Below are 16,018 nucleotides of genomic sequence, written 5' to 3'. Positions count from 1 at the left end.
AAAGAACAATCTCCCGTCCGGCCTGTACTCGGTTTAAAGATTCAGGGGAGGAATCAGGAACTCGGCAAAGTCCATCCCTGCCGGTGAGCCATCTCGCCGGGACGAACTTCAGGTCTCCTCTCCGGTCGTCCTCGGCGGAGATGGGGAGGACGCCTGACCCCGTTTCCGGGACGACCCGTGGAGCCAGCGCCCCCTCATGCCGCGTGACCCGGCGGGCCTTTTGATCGTCGTGGTGGGGGAGACCGGGCCTGCCGGGGGGGCATGGAAGCCGGACTTGAGACCGCTCCCCGGCTGGGCCGTCAACCTCCGAGGTCACCCTCGCGCTTCCGCCCCCGGCCTAGACTCTGGGCATGACCGCCGCCGAGCCCCAGCCCCACCACGTCCACCTCCCGGACGGCTCCTGCTGCGCGCCCAGACGGTTCGCGCACCTGCACCAGCACACCCAGTACAGCCTCCTCGACGGCGCGGCCAAGCTCAAGGACCTCCTCAAGTGGGTCAAGGAGGTCACCCCCCACGACCCCGCGTGCGCCATGACCGACCACGGCAACATGCACGGGGCCGTCCACTTCTACAACTACGCGACCGGCATGGGCGTCAAGCCGATCCTGGGTTATGAGGCCTACGTCGTTCCCGGCCACGGCACCCGGCGCGACAAGAGGCCCGGCGTCAGCGGCGAGAAGGGCATCTTCCACCTGACGCTGCTCGCCCGCGACTTCGAGGGCTACCAGAACCTCTGCCGCCTGAGTTCGCGCGGCTACACCGAGGGCTACTACTACAAGCCGCGCATCGACCACGAGCTGCTTCAGGAGCACCACAAGGGCGTGATCGCCTTCTCCGGCTGCCTGGGCTCGGAGGTCCAGCAACTCCTGTTGCAGGGGCGCGAGGACGAGGCCAAGCAGCGCCTCCTGTGGTACCGCGACCTCTTCGGGGAGAACTACTTCATCGAGATTCAGGACCACGGCCTGCCCGAGCAGCGCAAGAACAACCCGGTCCTGAAGGCCTGGGCGCAGGAACTCGGCATCGGCATGGTCGCCACGAACGACGGCCACTACGTCAAGAAGACGGACGCCACCGCCCACGAAACGTTGCTCGCCATTCAGACGAAGGCGACGCTCGCCGACGAGAACCGCTTCAAGTTCCCCTGCGACGAGTTCTACGTGAAGGGGCTGGACGAGATGCAGGTGGCCCTCCCCGTCTCCGAGTGGGGCGAGGAGCCGTTCGACAACACGGCAATGATCGCCCAGATGTGCAATGTCGAGCTGCCGGTGGGCAAGAAGCGCCAGTACCAGATGCCCGCCCTGCCGATTCCCGAGGGCCGCACGATGGCCGAGGAACTGCGGGTGCAGACGTACCGGGGCACGGTGAAGCGGTATCCGGCGCATGCGACGGAAGGGCTGCTGCGCGACTACGCCCAGCGGTCGTTAGAGGCGTTGGGTGCCGAGGACAAGGCCCGCGTCCTCTCCCGCGTGAAGGGCTGTGACGCCAAGACCTGCGACCTCGAAACGCTGTTTACGCTGCTCGCCTTTATGGGCAGCATTTGGGAGCAGCGTGGAAAGGACGCGGGGGAGAAGTACACCAAGTACCCCGCGTTGGAGGTCATGGAGGCGGAGGCCGAAGCTACAGCGATTGAAGACGATTTCGGAGCATACGTAGTAGGAGTCATTAAAGGCGAAAAACCGCCTATCCTGCCAATTGCGCGAAGGTACTTTGCGGTAGATTTGAAAACATCTATTGACGAATTACGTAGTGAGATGGGTGCGCGCTACCAGAGATTTGTCAAGTTAAGCAAGCTGGAGACTAACTCGATAATTGAAAAAGGCACCCATTATATTTGTCCTCGACCAGAGCTAACATATGATTTTCGATTCTTAGCCAATGATGAGGTCGAGAAAGAGCGCAATTCGGTTAGGATTGCTGAAATCCTCCTCTCACTGAGCGCCCGCGAAGAAAATCCTCCTAGTGAGGAAGAACTGGCGATGGCACTTGAGTTGGCGGCAGGGCGTGAAATTCGTAAGCACCACACCCACGCCCTCGTCATCCTGCGCCGCGCCGAGTACGAGCTGTCCGTCATCAACAACATGGGCTTCCCCGACTACTTCCTGATCGTCGCCGACTACATCAACTGGGCGAAGGATCAGGGCATCTCCGTGGGCCCGGGGCGTGGCTCGGGCGCGGGCAGCATCGTCGCCTACGCCATCCGCATCACCAACCTCGATCCGCTGGAATTCGAGCTGCTGTTTGAGCGCTTCCTCAACCCCGACCGCATCTCCATGCCCGACTTCGACATCGACTTCAACGACGCGCGGCGCGGCGAGGTCATCGGGTACGTGCAGGGCAAGTACGGCGACGACAAGGTGGCCCAGATCGCCACTTTCGGGACGATGGCGAGCAAGGCGTGCCTCAAGGACGTGGCGCGCGTCATGGGCCTGGAGTATGCCAAGGTCGATAAGGTCTCCAAGCTCATCCCCATCAAGTTCGGCAAGTCGTACTCGCTGGAGCAGGCGCGCGACGCGGTGCCCGACATCCAGCAGATGCTGGAAGAGGACGCCCAGCTCAGGGAGGCCTACGAGTTCGCCCTGAAGCTGGAAGGCCTGACCCGTCACGCCTCCGTCCACGCGGCGGGGGTGGTCATCGGCAAGACGCAGCTCACCGACCTCGTACCCGTGATGCGCGACACGTCCGGCGAGGGCATGGTCTGCCAGTACGACATGAAGGCCGTCGAGGACATCGGCCTGATCAAGATGGACTTCCTGGGCCTGCGCACCCTGTCCTTCCTGGATGAGGCCAAGCGCATCATGCGCGAGTCGCGCGGCATCGACGTGGACTTCGACGCGATCCCCTTTGACGACGCCAGGACCTATGAGCTGATGAGCCGCGGCGACACCAAGGGCGTCTTCCAGCTTGAAGGGGCGGGCATCGCCGACGCCTCCCGCCGCCTCAAGCCCCGGCGCCTCGCGGACATCATCGCCCTCTCGGCCCTGTACCGCCCCGGCCCGATGGAGAACATTCCCACCTACGTCCGCCGCCACCACGGGGTCGAGGAGGTGGATTACGTCAAGGACGGTTTTCCCAATTCGGCGCAGTGGTTGGAAAAGATTCTGGCCGAGACGTATGGCATCCCCGTCTACCAAGAGCAGATCATGCAGATCGCTTCGGAGGTCGCCGGGTTCTCGCTAGGTGGCGCTGACCTCTTACGCCGAGCGATGGGTAAAAAAGACGCGGAGGAGATGAAGCGTCAGCGGCAGATCTTTGTGGACGGGGCGGAGAAGAACAGTGTTCCAAAAGATGAAGGGAACAGACTCTTCGACTTGCTGGATGCCTTTGCGAACTACGGATTCAATAAGAGTCACAGTGCCGCCTATGGCGTCATTACGTATCAAACGGCTTGGTTGAAAGCGAATTACCCGGTTGAATTCATGGCCGCTCTGTTAACTGTCGAGCGCCGCGACTCCGACAAAGTGGCCGAGTACGTTTCCGACGCCCGCAAGATGGACGTTCGGGTGCTGCCGCCCGACATCAACCGTTCCGCCGCCGACTTCGCGGTGCAGGGTGAGGAAATCCTCTTCGGGCTGTACGCGATCAAGGGGCTGGGCGAGGCGGCGGTGCAGAAGATTCTGGAGGAACGTCAGCGCGCGGGTGCGTTCAAGTCCCTCGCCGACTTCTGCTCGCGCCTGGGGAACAAGGTCTGCAACCGCAAGGCGATGGAATCCCTGATCAAGTCGGGTGCCTTCGACCGTTACGGCGAGCGTCGGCAACTGACCGAGAGCCTGGAAGATTCGCTGACCTGGGCGCAAGGGGCCGCCGCGATGGCAAACAGCGGCATGGACGCCCTCTTCGGCATGAACGAGACGGCGCCTGAGCCGAGGCTCCGCACCGGCATCGAGCCCTACACCGACCTCCAGCGCCTCGCCATCGAGAAGGAGTCGCTGGGCCTGTACATCTCCGGGCACCCGCTGGAGCAGCACGAGGGGTTGCGCGAGGCCGCCAGTTGCCGCATCTCCGACCTCGACGCCTGGTTCACCACCCAGAACGTCGCGCCGGGCAAACGGGTCAAGGCCGTGCTCGCGGGCATGATCGAGAGCGTGGTCAAGAAGCCCACCAAGTCGGGCGGCATGATGGCCCGCTTCATCCTCGCCGACGAGTCGGGGCAGACCGAACTCGTCGCCTTCTCGCGCGCCTACGACCGTATTCAGGAGAAGCTGGTCAACGACACGCCCGCCCTCGTCATCGTCGAACTCGAATCGGAGGACGGCGGCCTGCGCGCCATCGCCGAGGAGGTCGTGGGGGTCGAGCAACTGGCCGAGGTGCCCAAGGTCATGTACGTGACCATCGACCTGGAGACTGCCAGCCCCGACGCGGTGGGCGAGTTCCAGAGCGTGTTGGACGAATACGCCGGGTCCATGCCCACCTACCTGCGACTGGAGACGCCCGAGCAGTTCGTCCTCTACCAGCTCGATCACAACATGGGGAGCCCGGAGGCCATCCGCGTCCTGAACGCTGGCTTCCCCTGGGCCGACGCCTACCTCGCCTACGACCAGGGCACCATCCTCAGCCGCTTCGCGCCCAAGCCGCCCGCATGGGCGAGTAAGCAGGGGGGACGGGGGTTGCAGGCGTGAATACTCTGGAGACTTACTTCGCCCTGCCTTTTGCCTGGAACCTACCTGCCACAGAGGAGGAGTTGCAGGCTGCGGCACGGACGCTCGAAATAACCTGGCCTCCAGAAGTTGAGGTTCTTTATAGGCAGCACAACGGAGCTAATGGCCTCGCGGACGATTGGGAGGAGCAGTGGGCTGAACGGTTAAATGAGAATGAGGACACTTACCCCCAGGTGCCTCGGCTTATGACACTCCCTGAAGCCGAGGAATTCCACGAGGATAGCCGAGAGATAATGAACTCAGAGGTCCGCTTCTTTTGGACTGATGACAACTCAAATTATGTCGGCGTCTATGTTTTTGGGGCCTTAGCAGGTTGTGTCTGCTTATTCAGGCACGACGAGCCGGATTCAAGCCCCCGCTTTCGTAGCATTCACGAGTTTTTGACGATTACTACTTCAAACCCGCTGCTTGATCCCTTCCATGATGAAGAGTTTACAACGACGTACCCAGTCCTTAGATCGGATAAGGCTTATGTGGAGGGCGACTGGAACAAGGCTGAGGCGTGTTTCGCACTGGTAACAGATCATAATGATGGGGAGAGTCAGCTCCTCGCATCGGCCATGATATTGACACCGTACGAGAGAAGCGACGCCCTGATTCCCTACCTGGGGAGCCCTGACTTCTTTGTAGCGGCACGAGCAGCGAGAATTTTGGGCGCGCGCCGGTATGCGCCTGCAAAGCCACTCTTACAGCAGTTGGCTCAGAACGGCGTGTCGAATGCTCGGAGTGCTGCTCAAATTGCTCTGCGAAATTGGGACTTTTGAAATCCTCTATAGCCTCACACCCGCTTGTCTAAATTGCTCGGGTAGTGCCCCTACTTGTCCTGCCACCTGTCATCAGGGCCCAGGCCATGCCCCGAGTCCAGATCAAAAAGAGGATCAGCCGTCAACTCCGCCGCTGCCTCCCGGTAAGCCTGGGCAAGAGCTTAGGCGTCCTCACAGAACAACTTCGGTAGCTCCTGCTCTGTTTCCTTCTCTTCTTCTGGCAGCACGGTGAACCCTCATCCCACGGAAAAGCAGGCGCCCCGGCCCGCCTCTCCCCCTACTCCTTCGCCCCACCCGCCAGCGGGTTTCTTCCTAGCGCCGCCACCACCAGGATCACCACCGCGAAGCCCCCGATGATGACCTTCTGGGCCGGTTTGCCGTAGGAGAAGGCGAAGAAGCCCACCATCAGCCCGACAAAGCCCGCCACGAGCCGTTCCGAGGGGTCCATCTGTCCGTTCTTCGTCATGGTCGAATTGGACGCCGGGCACAGCGCGACAATGCCGCCCGTCCTCACTGTGTGGAGGCCCGCTCAAGGGACGGTCAAAGGGGGAGGTGTGCCCAGGCCTCCGCCCTCACGCGTACTGCCGGGTCATCATCATGATCTTGAGTTCGTGGGGACTGGTGGCGGCCTGCATGGCGTCCTCCTCGCTCATCAGGCCGGAGGTGACGAGTTCGGCGAGGTGCTGGTCGAAGGTGTGCATCCCGCGCGCGCCGCCCTCCATCAGGGCCTGCTTGATCTCCTCCATGCGGTCCACGTCCTTGAGGCACTCGCGGACGGTGGGGGTGCCGAGCAGGATTTCCATGCCCAGCACGCGCCCGCCGCCGAGCCTCGGCAGGAGACGCTGGCTGACGACGGCGACGAGGCTTTCCGAGAGGCCCAGGCGAATCTGGTCGCGCTCGTGGGGGGCGAAGAAGTCGATGATGCGGTTGACGGTGCGCACGGCGTCCTGGGTGTGCAGGGTGGAAAAGACGAGGTGCCCGGTCTGGGCGGCGGAGAGCGCGGCCTCGACGGTCTCCTTGTCGCGCATCTCGCCGATCAAGATCACGTCGGGGTCCTGGCGCATGGAGGCGCGCAGCCCGGCGGAAAAGGTCATCGTGTCGGTGCCGAGTTCGCGCTGGGAGATCAGGGCGGTCTTGTCGCGGTGGACGACCTCGATGGGGTCTTCGAGGGTGACGATGTTCACCGGGCTCGTCGCGTTGATGTAGTCGATGATGGAGGCGAGCGTGGTGGTCTTGCCCGAGCCGGTGGGGCCGGTCACCAGGATCAGGCCGCGCTCGTGGGCGGCGAGGGCCTCGAAGGTGGAGGCGGGGAGGCCGAGGTCGGCAAAGGAGGGGATGGGTTTGTCCTCGATCACGCGCATGATCAGCCCGATGGAGCCGCGCTGGAAGTAGGCGTTCACCCGGAAACGGGCGAGGCCGGGCACCCCGTAGGCGAAGTCGGCCTCGCGGCGGGTCACGAAATCCTCCCACATGCCGGGGCGGGGCATCATCTCGCGGGCGAAGACCTCGACGTGATCGGGCGTCAGCCGCGCTTCCCCGAACCGCTGGATGAGCCCGCTGACGCGGCCCGCCGGGGCCGACCCCGCCCGCAGGTGAATGTCGCTGGCCCCCCCCTTGACCATGACCTGAAGTAGTCCGTTCAAAACGCTCATTGCCCCGAGGGTACGTGGCAGGCTCTTACACTTTTATGCGTTCCCAGAAGCACGAATCCGGCCCGCCTAGCCCACGCGCAGGTGCTCCACCTCACCGACCAGCCCCAGCTCCTGCAACCGGGCGGCGATCAGCGAGCGGTGGCACGCGCCGGGGTCGGCCTCGTAGCACAGCAGGCAGGCGCGGTGCTGAGCCGCGAGGGTGCCCAGCTCCTCCAACGTCTCGCCCCGGGTGGCGAGGTGGGCGTGGTACCCGCGCGTCAGGAGGCCGAAGTCGTGGCTCAGCCGGTACTCCTTGCGGAGACTGGGCGGGGTGCCGAGGTCGCGCAGGTGGCGGTACTCGATGCCGCGCTCCCGCAGGGCTTCCCCAAGCGCCGTCTTGCTGTAGCCCCGGCGGCGGCTCTGCGCCCGCTCGCGCGTGTCCACGAGCAGGGTCACGCCGTGCGCGACCAGGGTAGCGAGGAAGGCGTCGAGGTCGGCATTCTCGTAGCCGATGGTGAGGAGGGTGGGCAGGGTCACGCGCCCAGCGTAGGGGTCTGGCGCGGCGGGCAGCGTGACCGGGGTTGTGCTGGGGGCTAGCCCTCCTTCGTCCCGCGCAACCGGCGGCTTTCCAGGTCGGCGTGCTGGGTCAGGTAGCGCAGCCAGCCCTTGGGGGTCAGCGGCCCCAGGCCGTTGTGCTCGACGGTCGTGCCCTCGGGCGGCGGAGCGTCGTGGAGTTGCCGGGCGAGGTCCACCGTCTGGGCGCGGGTCTGCGAGATGAGGTTTTGAAGCTCACCCAGGGTGGCCTCTGCGGGCGGCTTGTAGGCGTGGTGCTCGTCGCGCACGAACTCGCGCTGACCGAGCGCCACGCGCAGCCGGTGTTGCCCCCACCGCTCGATCCCGACGATGTGGGCCAGCGCCCCGCGGTTCGCCTCGGTGTCGGCGGCGCGGGCGGCCCGCTGCGCGAGGAAGGTGCCGCCCCGCTCCAGCGCCTGCCCGAGTTCGGTGTAGCTCGCTCTGGCCGCCGGGCGCTCGAACACCTGGGCGACGAGGAAGTCCTTGACCTCTTCCCGGCGGTTGCGGGCCAGGAGGGCGGCCCCGGCGGCGACACCGACGCTCGCCACCGTCACCACGGCGGGCACGAACACCTTGCTGCGTTTGGTCATGTGCCCAGTGTACGGGCCTCCGGGTCAGCTCTGTTCCTGCGGGGTCCTGGCCTGGCTCTCTTCCGGCGAGGGTCTGCGTGTCTGGTTGGGCGTCGGGTGGGGGAAGCTGGGGTTGGCCTTGCGGCCGGGGTCATGCGGGGACACGCGGGCGTCCACGTCGTACATCTGCGGCGGGCGCAGCTTGAAGCGGGTCACCTTGGCGGGCACGCCCATCGCGATGCCGTGCGGCGGAATGTCGCCCCGCAGCAGCGCGTGGGTGGCGAGCATCGCGTCGTCGCTGATCACACTGCCCGCGAGCACCGTCGAGTGGTAGGTGATGCGCGCGCCGCGCCCGATCACGGTGCGCCGCAGGGTCACGTCCGGGCCGTCGAGGACCGAGTGCGTGTGGCTGTAGATATTGACGTAATCGCTCACCGAGGCGCCGTCGTGCAGCTCGATTCCGCCGATGTCGTCGAGCAGCACGTGGCGGTGGACCACCACATCGTCGCCGACCTCCATGTTGTACCCGACCGAGAACTCGACGTTCTGCCAACATTTGAAGTTGCGCCCGACCCGCCGGAAGATGCGCTCGGCGAGGAGTCGCCGAACCGGGATGCCCGTCACCGGGTTCTGCCCGACCGGCGTGAGATCGAGGTTTTTCCACAGCCACAGCAGCGGCTTGACCTGCGCGAACTTCTCGGCGTCGGTCGCCATGTAATATTCGGCCTCGAAGGTCACGTTGCGCGCGTCGAGGTTCAGGGCCGCGAGGGGCGCGTCCGCGAGAAGTTGCCCGTACGTCCGCCCGTACATCGCCTGCGCAAGGATGTCCCGCGCCAGCACGTTGCGGTCGGTCACCGGGTCCGCGAGGCGCGACTCCAGGTCACGCAGAAACCCGTTATACGCGGCCTGCGCGTCTCCCTCGATGTTCACCGGCTTCAGCCACGTCACGCCCGCCACTGTAGCGCGCCCCCGCCCGCCGCCATAGAGTTTAAAGCAGTTTTGGAAACAGTTCTGACCCCGCCCGCCCCCTGCCGCCCCAAAAATCCCGTGCCAGAGGGCCGGGAGCGCCCGCCACGGGTCCTAGACAGGCGTGGAAGGCACTCAACCCGGAACACCCAGTGTCTGAGGCGGGGCCTCCAGCACCCGCACCCCGTACCCCAGCCCCCGCGCCGTCTCCGCCGTGGCGGGCAGCATCTCCGTCTCCGGCAGGGTCAGCAGGTGCAGTTCCGTCACCCCGCGCCGCCGCAGCTCGGCGTCCAGCCCCGAGCCCGCGAAGGCGTCGGGGTGGGTGGCCCGCAGCGGCAGGTCCCCCGCCTCCGCCCGGAAGTCGGGATGCAGCACCCACCCCCGCGAGAAGGTCGCGCCCGGCGTCCCCTCCGCCCCGTCCCACTGCACATGGACGACGAGGTACCCCGCCGCCCGCGCCGAGAGTACCCGCCGCTGCCACGCCACCGACAGCGCCTGCTCCTGCGGGTGGCTTTCCAGGTGATGCCGCTGGGCGGTAAGCAGGACGAGGGCGACGGGCATGGAGGTCATGCTGGGGATGATAACGGGGTGAGGGTGGCGGGGAGCCGGGTCACTCGGCCCAGGGAGGGGTGGGCCTCTGGCGAAGGACGGCGTTGATCTTCCGCAGGGCGGCCCGGTGTGGTTCGTAAAGAGAATCGGGCACTTTGAACGAGACGGTGCTCCACCCCGGCAAGGTGACCCAGACCCCGCCCCCCAAACGCTCGACATGACCCAATCCTGCTGACGGCGAGAGCAGCTCGGGCGGGATAAATGGCAAGAGTTCCGGCCCGTAGTACATATTCGTATACCGGTCGTCTCGTCGCCAGGGCTCCCTGAAGAAGTCGGCGTCTTCGGCCTCACTCGGCCAGATGGTGTCTCCTATCGCCAGGGCGTAGATAGGTTGAACGGCCTCGAAAAAAGCCGTTATGACACCGTGGACGGGATGACGACTGGGGAGGAGTCCGCCGTGCTTCTCCCCAGAAAAGCCGATAACTGCCAAGACGTAACGATCTCGTACCTTTTCAGAAAGGGGAAATTGAAACTCGTTTATAAGGTCGAGGCTAAATGTCGATGCTTGCCAACTCAGTGGAATCGTCCAATGTCCCAATGCGAAACCCACACCCCAGCACACATCCGTAAGCTCTGGATAGGGTGGTGTTCTGGAGTTTACCCAAGCTGCATTTCGAATGAAAGCTTGAGCGTCCTGAGACAAATCAAACTCCCGGTCGGGAAGGCACATCCACAAGTAACCCTTCCCGGCCTGCTCATGGGGGACTTGGTATTTTTTGAGAAGATGCAGTTCCGCCCCCGCCCGCTTTATATCGAGCAGGGCGAACATGACTGGATAAACACCCATTACTGCAAGGGCATCGTCGTGATGCTCGCCCCGGCGTCCACGTACATCGTCTGGCCGGTCACGCCGCTCCCCAGGTCGCTGAGCAGGAAGAGGGCCAGCTTGCCGACCTCCTCGGGGGTGGCGTGGCGGCCCAGGACGGCGCGGCGTCCGGCCTCGTCGTACAGGTTGCCGAAGCCGGGGATCGAGCGGGCGGCGACCGTGCGCATCGCCCCGGCGCTGATGGTGTTCACCCGCACGCCCGCCGGGCCCAGGTCGGCGGCGAGGTAGCGGGTGGCGGCCTCCAGGGCGGCCTTCGCCACGGCCATGACGTTGTACTTGGGGACGACCTGTTGCGAGGCGTGGTAGGTCAGGCTGACGATGCTCGCGCCCTCCCGGAGCAGGGGCTCGGCGTGCCGGGCGGCGCTGACCAGCGTGTAGGCGCTGACGTTCAGGGCGGTGTTCCAGTCGTCCGCCGTGGTGTCCACGAAGCGGCCCTCCATCGCGGCGCGCGGCGCGAAGGCGATGGAGTGGACGAGGATGTCGAGGTGCCCGAACTCCTCCCGGACGCGGGTGAACAGGGCCGTCATGTCCTCCTCGCTCGTGGCGTCGGCCTGCTGGGTCCACACGCCCTCGCGCCCCACGAGGAGCTTGTCGAGTTCGGACTTGAGCCGCTCGCCTTGGTAGGAAAAGCCCACCCGGCACCCCGCCGCGAGCAGTTGCTCGGCGATGGCCCAGCCGAGGCTGCGGGCATTGGCGACCCCCATCACGAGGGCGGTCTTGCCGGACAGGTCAACGGAAACGGTCATGGCGGTGACTCTAGCAACCCTTCAGGGGGATGCGTTGGAGCGGGTGTAAGCGGGAGGGGAGGGGAGACGGGCCAGATACGCGCGGGCACGCGGGAAAGGGTCGTGCAGGAACGCCCCCGGAGGCTGAAGACTGAAGCGGGCGCAGCAGGCGATGAGGTCGGGATCGGCCTCGTGGAGATCGGCCCGCCATCCCGCGTCGAGGGCGCGGTAGGCCCGGACATGCTGACGGAGCAGCGCCCGCTCGGATACGAAGCCCTGCGCGTCGAAGGCCGTCTGGCCGTCTGTGACATAGACATGAGTGCCCCGTCGCCCTCCACGCGGCATGAGAACGCGCGGGTGAAACCCGCTCCCGGATACGCCGCCAGGAACACGAAGGCGAGGACGTGGCACGCCCCCGCGCTGAAGAACGCCACGTCGGGCCGCGCGCAGACCCGGAGCGGGTCGCGCTTCTCGTCCGAGGTCAGCGCCCAGGCCAGGATGGGGGCTTTTCGCACCGTGTCCCCAAGCGTAACCAGACCGCCCCCGCCAGCTCAATGGACCGTCAGAATTCGGTGAGATATGCGAACCGATACTGACCTCCTGATGGTGCTGCGCTCCCCCCTCCTGCCGCTGCCGCACGCGTTCACCACGCGCGCCGGGGGCGTGTCCACGGGCGCCTACGGTGCGCTCACGGGCGGGGGCCTGAACCTCGACGACCGGGAGGACGACCCGGAACTCGTCGCGGAGAACCGCCGCCGCCTCACAGGGGCCCTCGGTTTCGCCGGGGAGCGGGTGGCCCGGCTCGATCAGGTCCACGGCACCCAGGTCCGCGAGGCCCGCCCCGGCGTGCAGGAGGGCGACGCCCTGGTGACGACCGAGCCGGGGCTCCTCCTCGCCATCGGCACGGCGGACTGCTACCCCATCCTGCTCGCAGACGAGGCGGCGGGCGTGATCGGCGCGGCCCACGCGGGCTGGCGGGGCACGCTGGGGGGAATCGGGGCACGGACGGTGGAGGCGATGGTCGCCCGCGGTGCCAGCCCTGAGCGGATTCGGGCGGCGGTCGGCCCCGGCATCTGCGGCGAGCGGTATCCGGTGGGCGTGGACGTGGCGCGGGGGTTCCGGGAGGCGGGCCTCGGGGAGTTCGTACTGGAGCGGGAGGGCGCCCCCCACCTCGACCTCGCGGGGGCGAACCGGGCGGTCCTGCTCGCGGCGGGGCTCCTCCCCGGGAACATCTGGGTGAGCGGGCGGTGCTCCACCGAGCCCGACTTCTACTCCTACCGCCGCGACGGGGGGCGCACGGGCCGGATGTGGGCCGTGATCGGCCTGCCCGGGTCGAAGGGCGGCGCGGCATGAGTCTGGCCGTGCCCCGGGGCCTGCTGCGCCCCCGCGACGTGATCGACCACATCCGCGACATCGACCCCGACTTCCTGGCCGAGCGCGGGCTGCGCGGGCTGCTCCTCGACCTCGACAACACCCTGATTCCCTACGGCAGCTACGAGGAGCGGGCGGACGTGATGCGCTGGGCCGCCGACCTGCGGCGGGCGGAGACCCGGCTCTACCTCCTGAGCAACGCGACCGGAAAACGGGCCCGTTTCTGGCTCGACAAGCTCGGCTTCGAGGGGGTCGGGATGGCGGGCAAGCCCAACCCGCGCGCCTTCCACCGGGCCCTCGATTCGCTCGGCCTGCCCGCCCGGCAGGTGGGGATGGTGGGCGACCAGCTTTTCACCGACGTGCTGGGCGGCAACCTCGCCGGAATGCACACGATCCTGGTGCACCCCCTGACGGTCAACGCCCTGCCGCACACCCGCGCGACGAGAAAGCTCGAACGGGCGGTTCTCAAACGCTACGGTCACGACTGGCGGCCCTGAATGACCCGCCCCGCCTTCCGCCCCCCCACCCACGGCCCACCCCGGGCCCGCACGGCCTGACGCACCACCCAGGACTGGAGGACTGACAGTGGCACTCTCGATAGGTGACCGGCGCCTCGGCGCGATCCTGCTGGAGCAGGGGTACGTGAACGACCTCGACCTGCAAAAGGCGCTCGTGCGCCACGCGGAGGTCGGCGGGCGGCTCAGCGACATCCTGATCGATTCCGGCATGGTGGGCGAGAAGCGCATCGCGCGGGCCATCGAGGAGGCGCTGGGCATCCCGCTGGTGGACCTGCTGGTGATCACGCCCGAGCCCGCCGCCGTCGCCGCAATCAGCGCGCAGACCGCCCAGACGGTGCAGGCCTTCCCCTTCGCGCTCGACGGCGAGACGCTGCGGGTGGCCCTGGCCGACCCCCTCTCCAGCCTGTCCATCGAGGCGCTGGAGGACGACAGCGGGCTGATCATCGAGCCCTATCAGGCGCTGCGCGACCAGATTCTGTGGTCCATCGCCACCCACTACCCCGAGCTCGACCTCTCGGCCCCCATGCCCGCCGAGGCGCCGGGTGAGGGCGTGGGCGGGGGTCGGCTCGGGCAGCGGCTGATCGCCCGGGGCCTGCTCAGCGAGGCGCAGCTTCAGGTCGCGCTCGACGTGCAGCAGCAGACCGGCGAGCCGCTGGGCGGCACCCTCGTCACCCAGGGCATCGTCACCGAAGACCAGCTCTACGAGGTTCTCGCCGAACAGGCGGGAGTCGCCTACGTGCGAAACCCGCGCGACTTCCAGCCCACCGAGGACGTGCTGGGCGGAATGCTGCGCGCCGACGCCCTGCGCCTCCAGGCCGTGCCCGTGGACGAGGGCCCCCAGGGCGTGGTCGCCGTGGCGAGCGACCCCCGCAGGCGCGACGACCTCGCGGCGGTGCTCGGGCGCCCGGTGCAGCTCGTCCTCGCCAAGCCGCGCGACGTGGAGGCCTTGATCGAGCGCTTCTACCCCCAGCGGGGTCGCCTCGGCGAGCAGATGGTGCAGCAGGGCAGCCTCTCGCGGGCGCAACTGCGAGAAGCCCTTCAGGTCCAGGCGCGCGGCGGCAAGGTCAAGCCGCTCGGCGAGGTGATTCTCGAACTGGGTTTTGCCAAGGCCGACGAGATCGAGGGGGCGCTGCAAAAGCAGAACTCGGGCGGAGGGCGCCTGGAGGACACCCTCGTCCAGTCGGGCAAGCTCAGCCCGGAGATGCTCGCGCGCTCGCTCGCCGCGCAGCTCGGCTACGAGTACCTCGACCCGGTGCAGAGCCCGCCCGACGCCAAGGTCGCCCTGATGATTCCCGAGGCGACGGCGCGCCGATACCTCGTGGTGCCCGTGCGGCTCCAGGGCGAGTCGCTCGTCATCGCCATGAAGGACCCGCGCAACGTCTTCGCGCTCGACGACCTCAAGCTCATCACGGGCCGCGAGATCGTCCCGGCGGTGATGGCGGAAAAAGACATCGTTCGGCTGATCGAGCGCTACTTCGGCAGCCAGGACATGGCGAACCTCAACCAGCGCCTCGTCGCCGAGAGCAAGAGCCGCGAGGCGAAAAAGCAAGACGACGTGGACGTCTCCGCCCTCGACGACAACGCCGTCGTCCGGGTGGTGGACAACGTGATCCGGGAAGCGGCCTTGCAGGAGGCCTCCGACATCCACATCGAGCCCACCGAGACGTCCGTGCGGGTGCGCTACCGCATCGACGGTGTGCTGCGCGAGCAAAACGAGTTGCCCAAGGGCAGCGCCCAGAGCATCCTCGCGCGCATCAAGATCATGGGAAGCCTCGACATCTCCGAGCGCCGGGTGCCCCAGGACGGGCGCATCCGCTTCAAGAAGGGCTCCATCGACATCGACCTGCGCCTCTCGACCCTGCCCACCGTGTACGGCGAGAAGGCCGTGATGAGGCTCCTGCAAAAGGCGAGCAACATCCCCGAAGTCGAGCAGCTCGGCTTTTCCGAACACAACTTCCAGCGGTATCTCGACGTGACCGACAAGCCCAACGGCATCTTCCTGGTCACGGGCCCCACGGGCTCGGGCAAGTCCTTTACCAGTTTTTCGACCCTCAAGCGCATCGCCCGCCCCGAGAAGAACACGACGACCATCGAAGACCCCATCGAGTACGAGATTCCGGGCATCGTGCAGTCGCAGGTCAACGTGGCGGCGGGCATGACCTTCGCGCGGGCGCTGCGGGCCTTTTTGCGCCAGGACCCCGACATCATCTTCGTGGGCGAGGTCCGCGACGCCGAGACCGCCAAGATCGCCACCGAGGCCGCCCTGACCGGCCACCTCGTGCTGGCGACCCTACACACGAACGACGCCCCCGGCGCGATCACCCGCATGGAGGAGATGGGCGTGGAGCACTTCAACATCGCCGCCGCCGTGGTGGGGGTGCTCGCCCAGCGCCTCGTCAGAAAGGTGTGCGGCGAGTGCAAGCAGCCCACGAACGCCGACCCCAACGTGCTGCGCCGCCTGGGGCTGACGGAGGCGCAGGTCAGCGGCGGCAGTCTCGTGCGCGGCTCGGGCTGCCCGCGCTGCGGCGGCACCGGGTACAAGGGCCGCATGGGCATCCACGAGCTGATGGTGATCGACGACCCCCTGCGCCGCGCCATCGGGGCGGGCAAGACCGCCGCCGAGGTCCGCGACGTGGCCCTGAGCGAGAGCGGAATGCGCACCCTGCGCCAGGACGGCATCGAGAAGGCGCTCCAGGGGCTCACCACCCTGGAGGAAGTGCTGGCGGTGACGAGCAACTAGTCGCCAGCCACCAGCTCCCGGCCGCCAGCACAAGCCTCGCCCTTCCCACTCCCCACCCACCGAGGTTTCCC

General features: G+C 66.6%; 14 protein-coding genes. 5 read left to right on the top strand and 9 right to left on the bottom strand.

The genetic code is table 11. The features are described 5' to 3' along the window. Positions 1-350: 350 nt before the first annotated feature. Both dnaE and IC605_RS13035 read left to right on the top strand, forming a co-directional pair. Entirely contained in the window at positions 351-4,616 is a 4,266-nt protein-coding gene (gene dnaE / locus IC605_RS24670; RefSeq protein ID WP_246580802.1) for a DNA polymerase III subunit alpha, read from the top strand. Continuing rightward, complete coding sequence (locus IC605_RS13035; RefSeq protein ID WP_216324638.1) at positions 4,613-5,419, top strand: SMI1/KNR4 family protein; 807 nt, start codon at positions 4,613-4,615, stop codon at positions 5,417-5,419. Before dnaE ends, IC605_RS13035 begins: the two co-directional genes overlap by 4 nt. A gap of 277 nt (positions 5,420-5,696) precedes the next feature. Here IC605_RS13035 and IC605_RS13030 read toward each other — a convergent pair whose 3' ends face one another. The 9 genes from IC605_RS13030 to IC605_RS12990 all read right to left on the bottom strand — a co-directional run bounded on the left by IC605_RS13030 (position 5,697) and on the right by IC605_RS12990 (position 11,663). Continuing rightward, positions 5,697-5,885 carry a hypothetical protein gene (locus IC605_RS13030; protein WP_216324635.1) on the bottom strand — a complete coding sequence of 63 codons (189 nt, stop codon included), beginning with the start codon at positions 5,883-5,885 and terminating at the stop codon, positions 5,697-5,699. Positions 5,886-5,991: 106 nt separating this feature from the next. Next, entirely contained in the window at positions 5,992-7,071 is a 1,080-nt protein-coding gene (locus IC605_RS13025) for a PilT/PilU family type 4a pilus ATPase (RefSeq protein WP_216324632.1), read from the bottom strand. Between the two features lie 66 nt (positions 7,072-7,137). Further along, positions 7,138-7,587, bottom strand: coding sequence for a DUF488 domain-containing protein (locus IC605_RS13020; RefSeq protein ID WP_216324629.1), 450 nt, complete (start codon positions 7,585-7,587; stop codon positions 7,138-7,140). A 56-nt stretch (positions 7,588-7,643) separates the two neighbouring features. Then, entirely contained in the window at positions 7,644-8,213 is a 570-nt protein-coding gene (locus IC605_RS13015; RefSeq protein ID WP_216324626.1) for a DinB family protein, read from the bottom strand. Between the two features lie 24 nt (positions 8,214-8,237). Beyond that, positions 8,238-9,140, bottom strand: coding sequence for an acyltransferase (locus IC605_RS13010; protein ID WP_216324624.1), 903 nt, complete (start codon positions 9,138-9,140; stop codon positions 8,238-8,240). A gap of 153 nt (positions 9,141-9,293) precedes the next feature. Further along, the gene (locus tag IC605_RS13005) at positions 9,294-9,728 is read right to left on the bottom strand and encodes an isochorismatase family protein (RefSeq protein WP_216324621.1); all 435 of its coding nucleotides are present in this window, start codon (positions 9,726-9,728) and stop codon (positions 9,294-9,296) included. Between the two features lie 40 nt (positions 9,729-9,768). Then, on the bottom strand, positions 9,769-10,536 hold the full coding sequence (locus IC605_RS13000) for a hypothetical protein (protein ID WP_216324618.1): 768 nt from the start codon (positions 10,534-10,536) through the stop codon (positions 9,769-9,771). Between the two features lie 17 nt (positions 10,537-10,553). Beyond that, positions 10,554-11,339, bottom strand: a complete 786-nt coding sequence (locus IC605_RS12995; protein WP_216324616.1) for an enoyl-ACP reductase FabI — start codon at positions 11,337-11,339, stop codon at positions 10,554-10,556. A 21-nt stretch (positions 11,340-11,360) separates the two neighbouring features. Then, entirely contained in the window at positions 11,361-11,663 is a 303-nt protein-coding gene (locus IC605_RS12990; protein ID WP_216324613.1) for a hypothetical protein, read from the bottom strand. A 234-nt stretch (positions 11,664-11,897) separates the two neighbouring features. Between IC605_RS12990 and pgeF the strand changes: the two genes are divergently transcribed. From pgeF to IC605_RS12975, 3 genes are all read left to right on the top strand, one after another. After that, positions 11,898-12,671 carry a peptidoglycan editing factor PgeF gene (gene pgeF / locus IC605_RS12985; protein WP_216324610.1) on the top strand — a complete coding sequence of 258 codons (774 nt, stop codon included), beginning with the start codon at positions 11,898-11,900 and terminating at the stop codon, positions 12,669-12,671. Continuing rightward, on the top strand, positions 12,668-13,186 hold the full coding sequence (locus IC605_RS12980) for a YqeG family HAD IIIA-type phosphatase (RefSeq protein WP_216324606.1): 519 nt from the start codon (positions 12,668-12,670) through the stop codon (positions 13,184-13,186). Before pgeF ends, IC605_RS12980 begins: the two co-directional genes overlap by 4 nt. Before the next feature lie 88 nt (positions 13,187-13,274). Then, on the top strand, positions 13,275-15,947 hold the full coding sequence (locus IC605_RS12975) for a type II/IV secretion system protein (protein WP_216324603.1): 2,673 nt from the start codon (positions 13,275-13,277) through the stop codon (positions 15,945-15,947). The last annotated feature ends 71 nt before the right edge of the window (positions 15,948-16,018 follow it).

This window comes from Deinococcus aestuarii, from assembly GCF_018863415.1.
Classification (GTDB): Bacteria; Deinococcota; Deinococci; order Deinococcales; family Deinococcaceae; genus Deinococcus; species Deinococcus aestuarii.
Note: the sequence above shows the minus strand (reverse complement) of the source record. Positions and strands in the feature narration are given on the sequence as shown.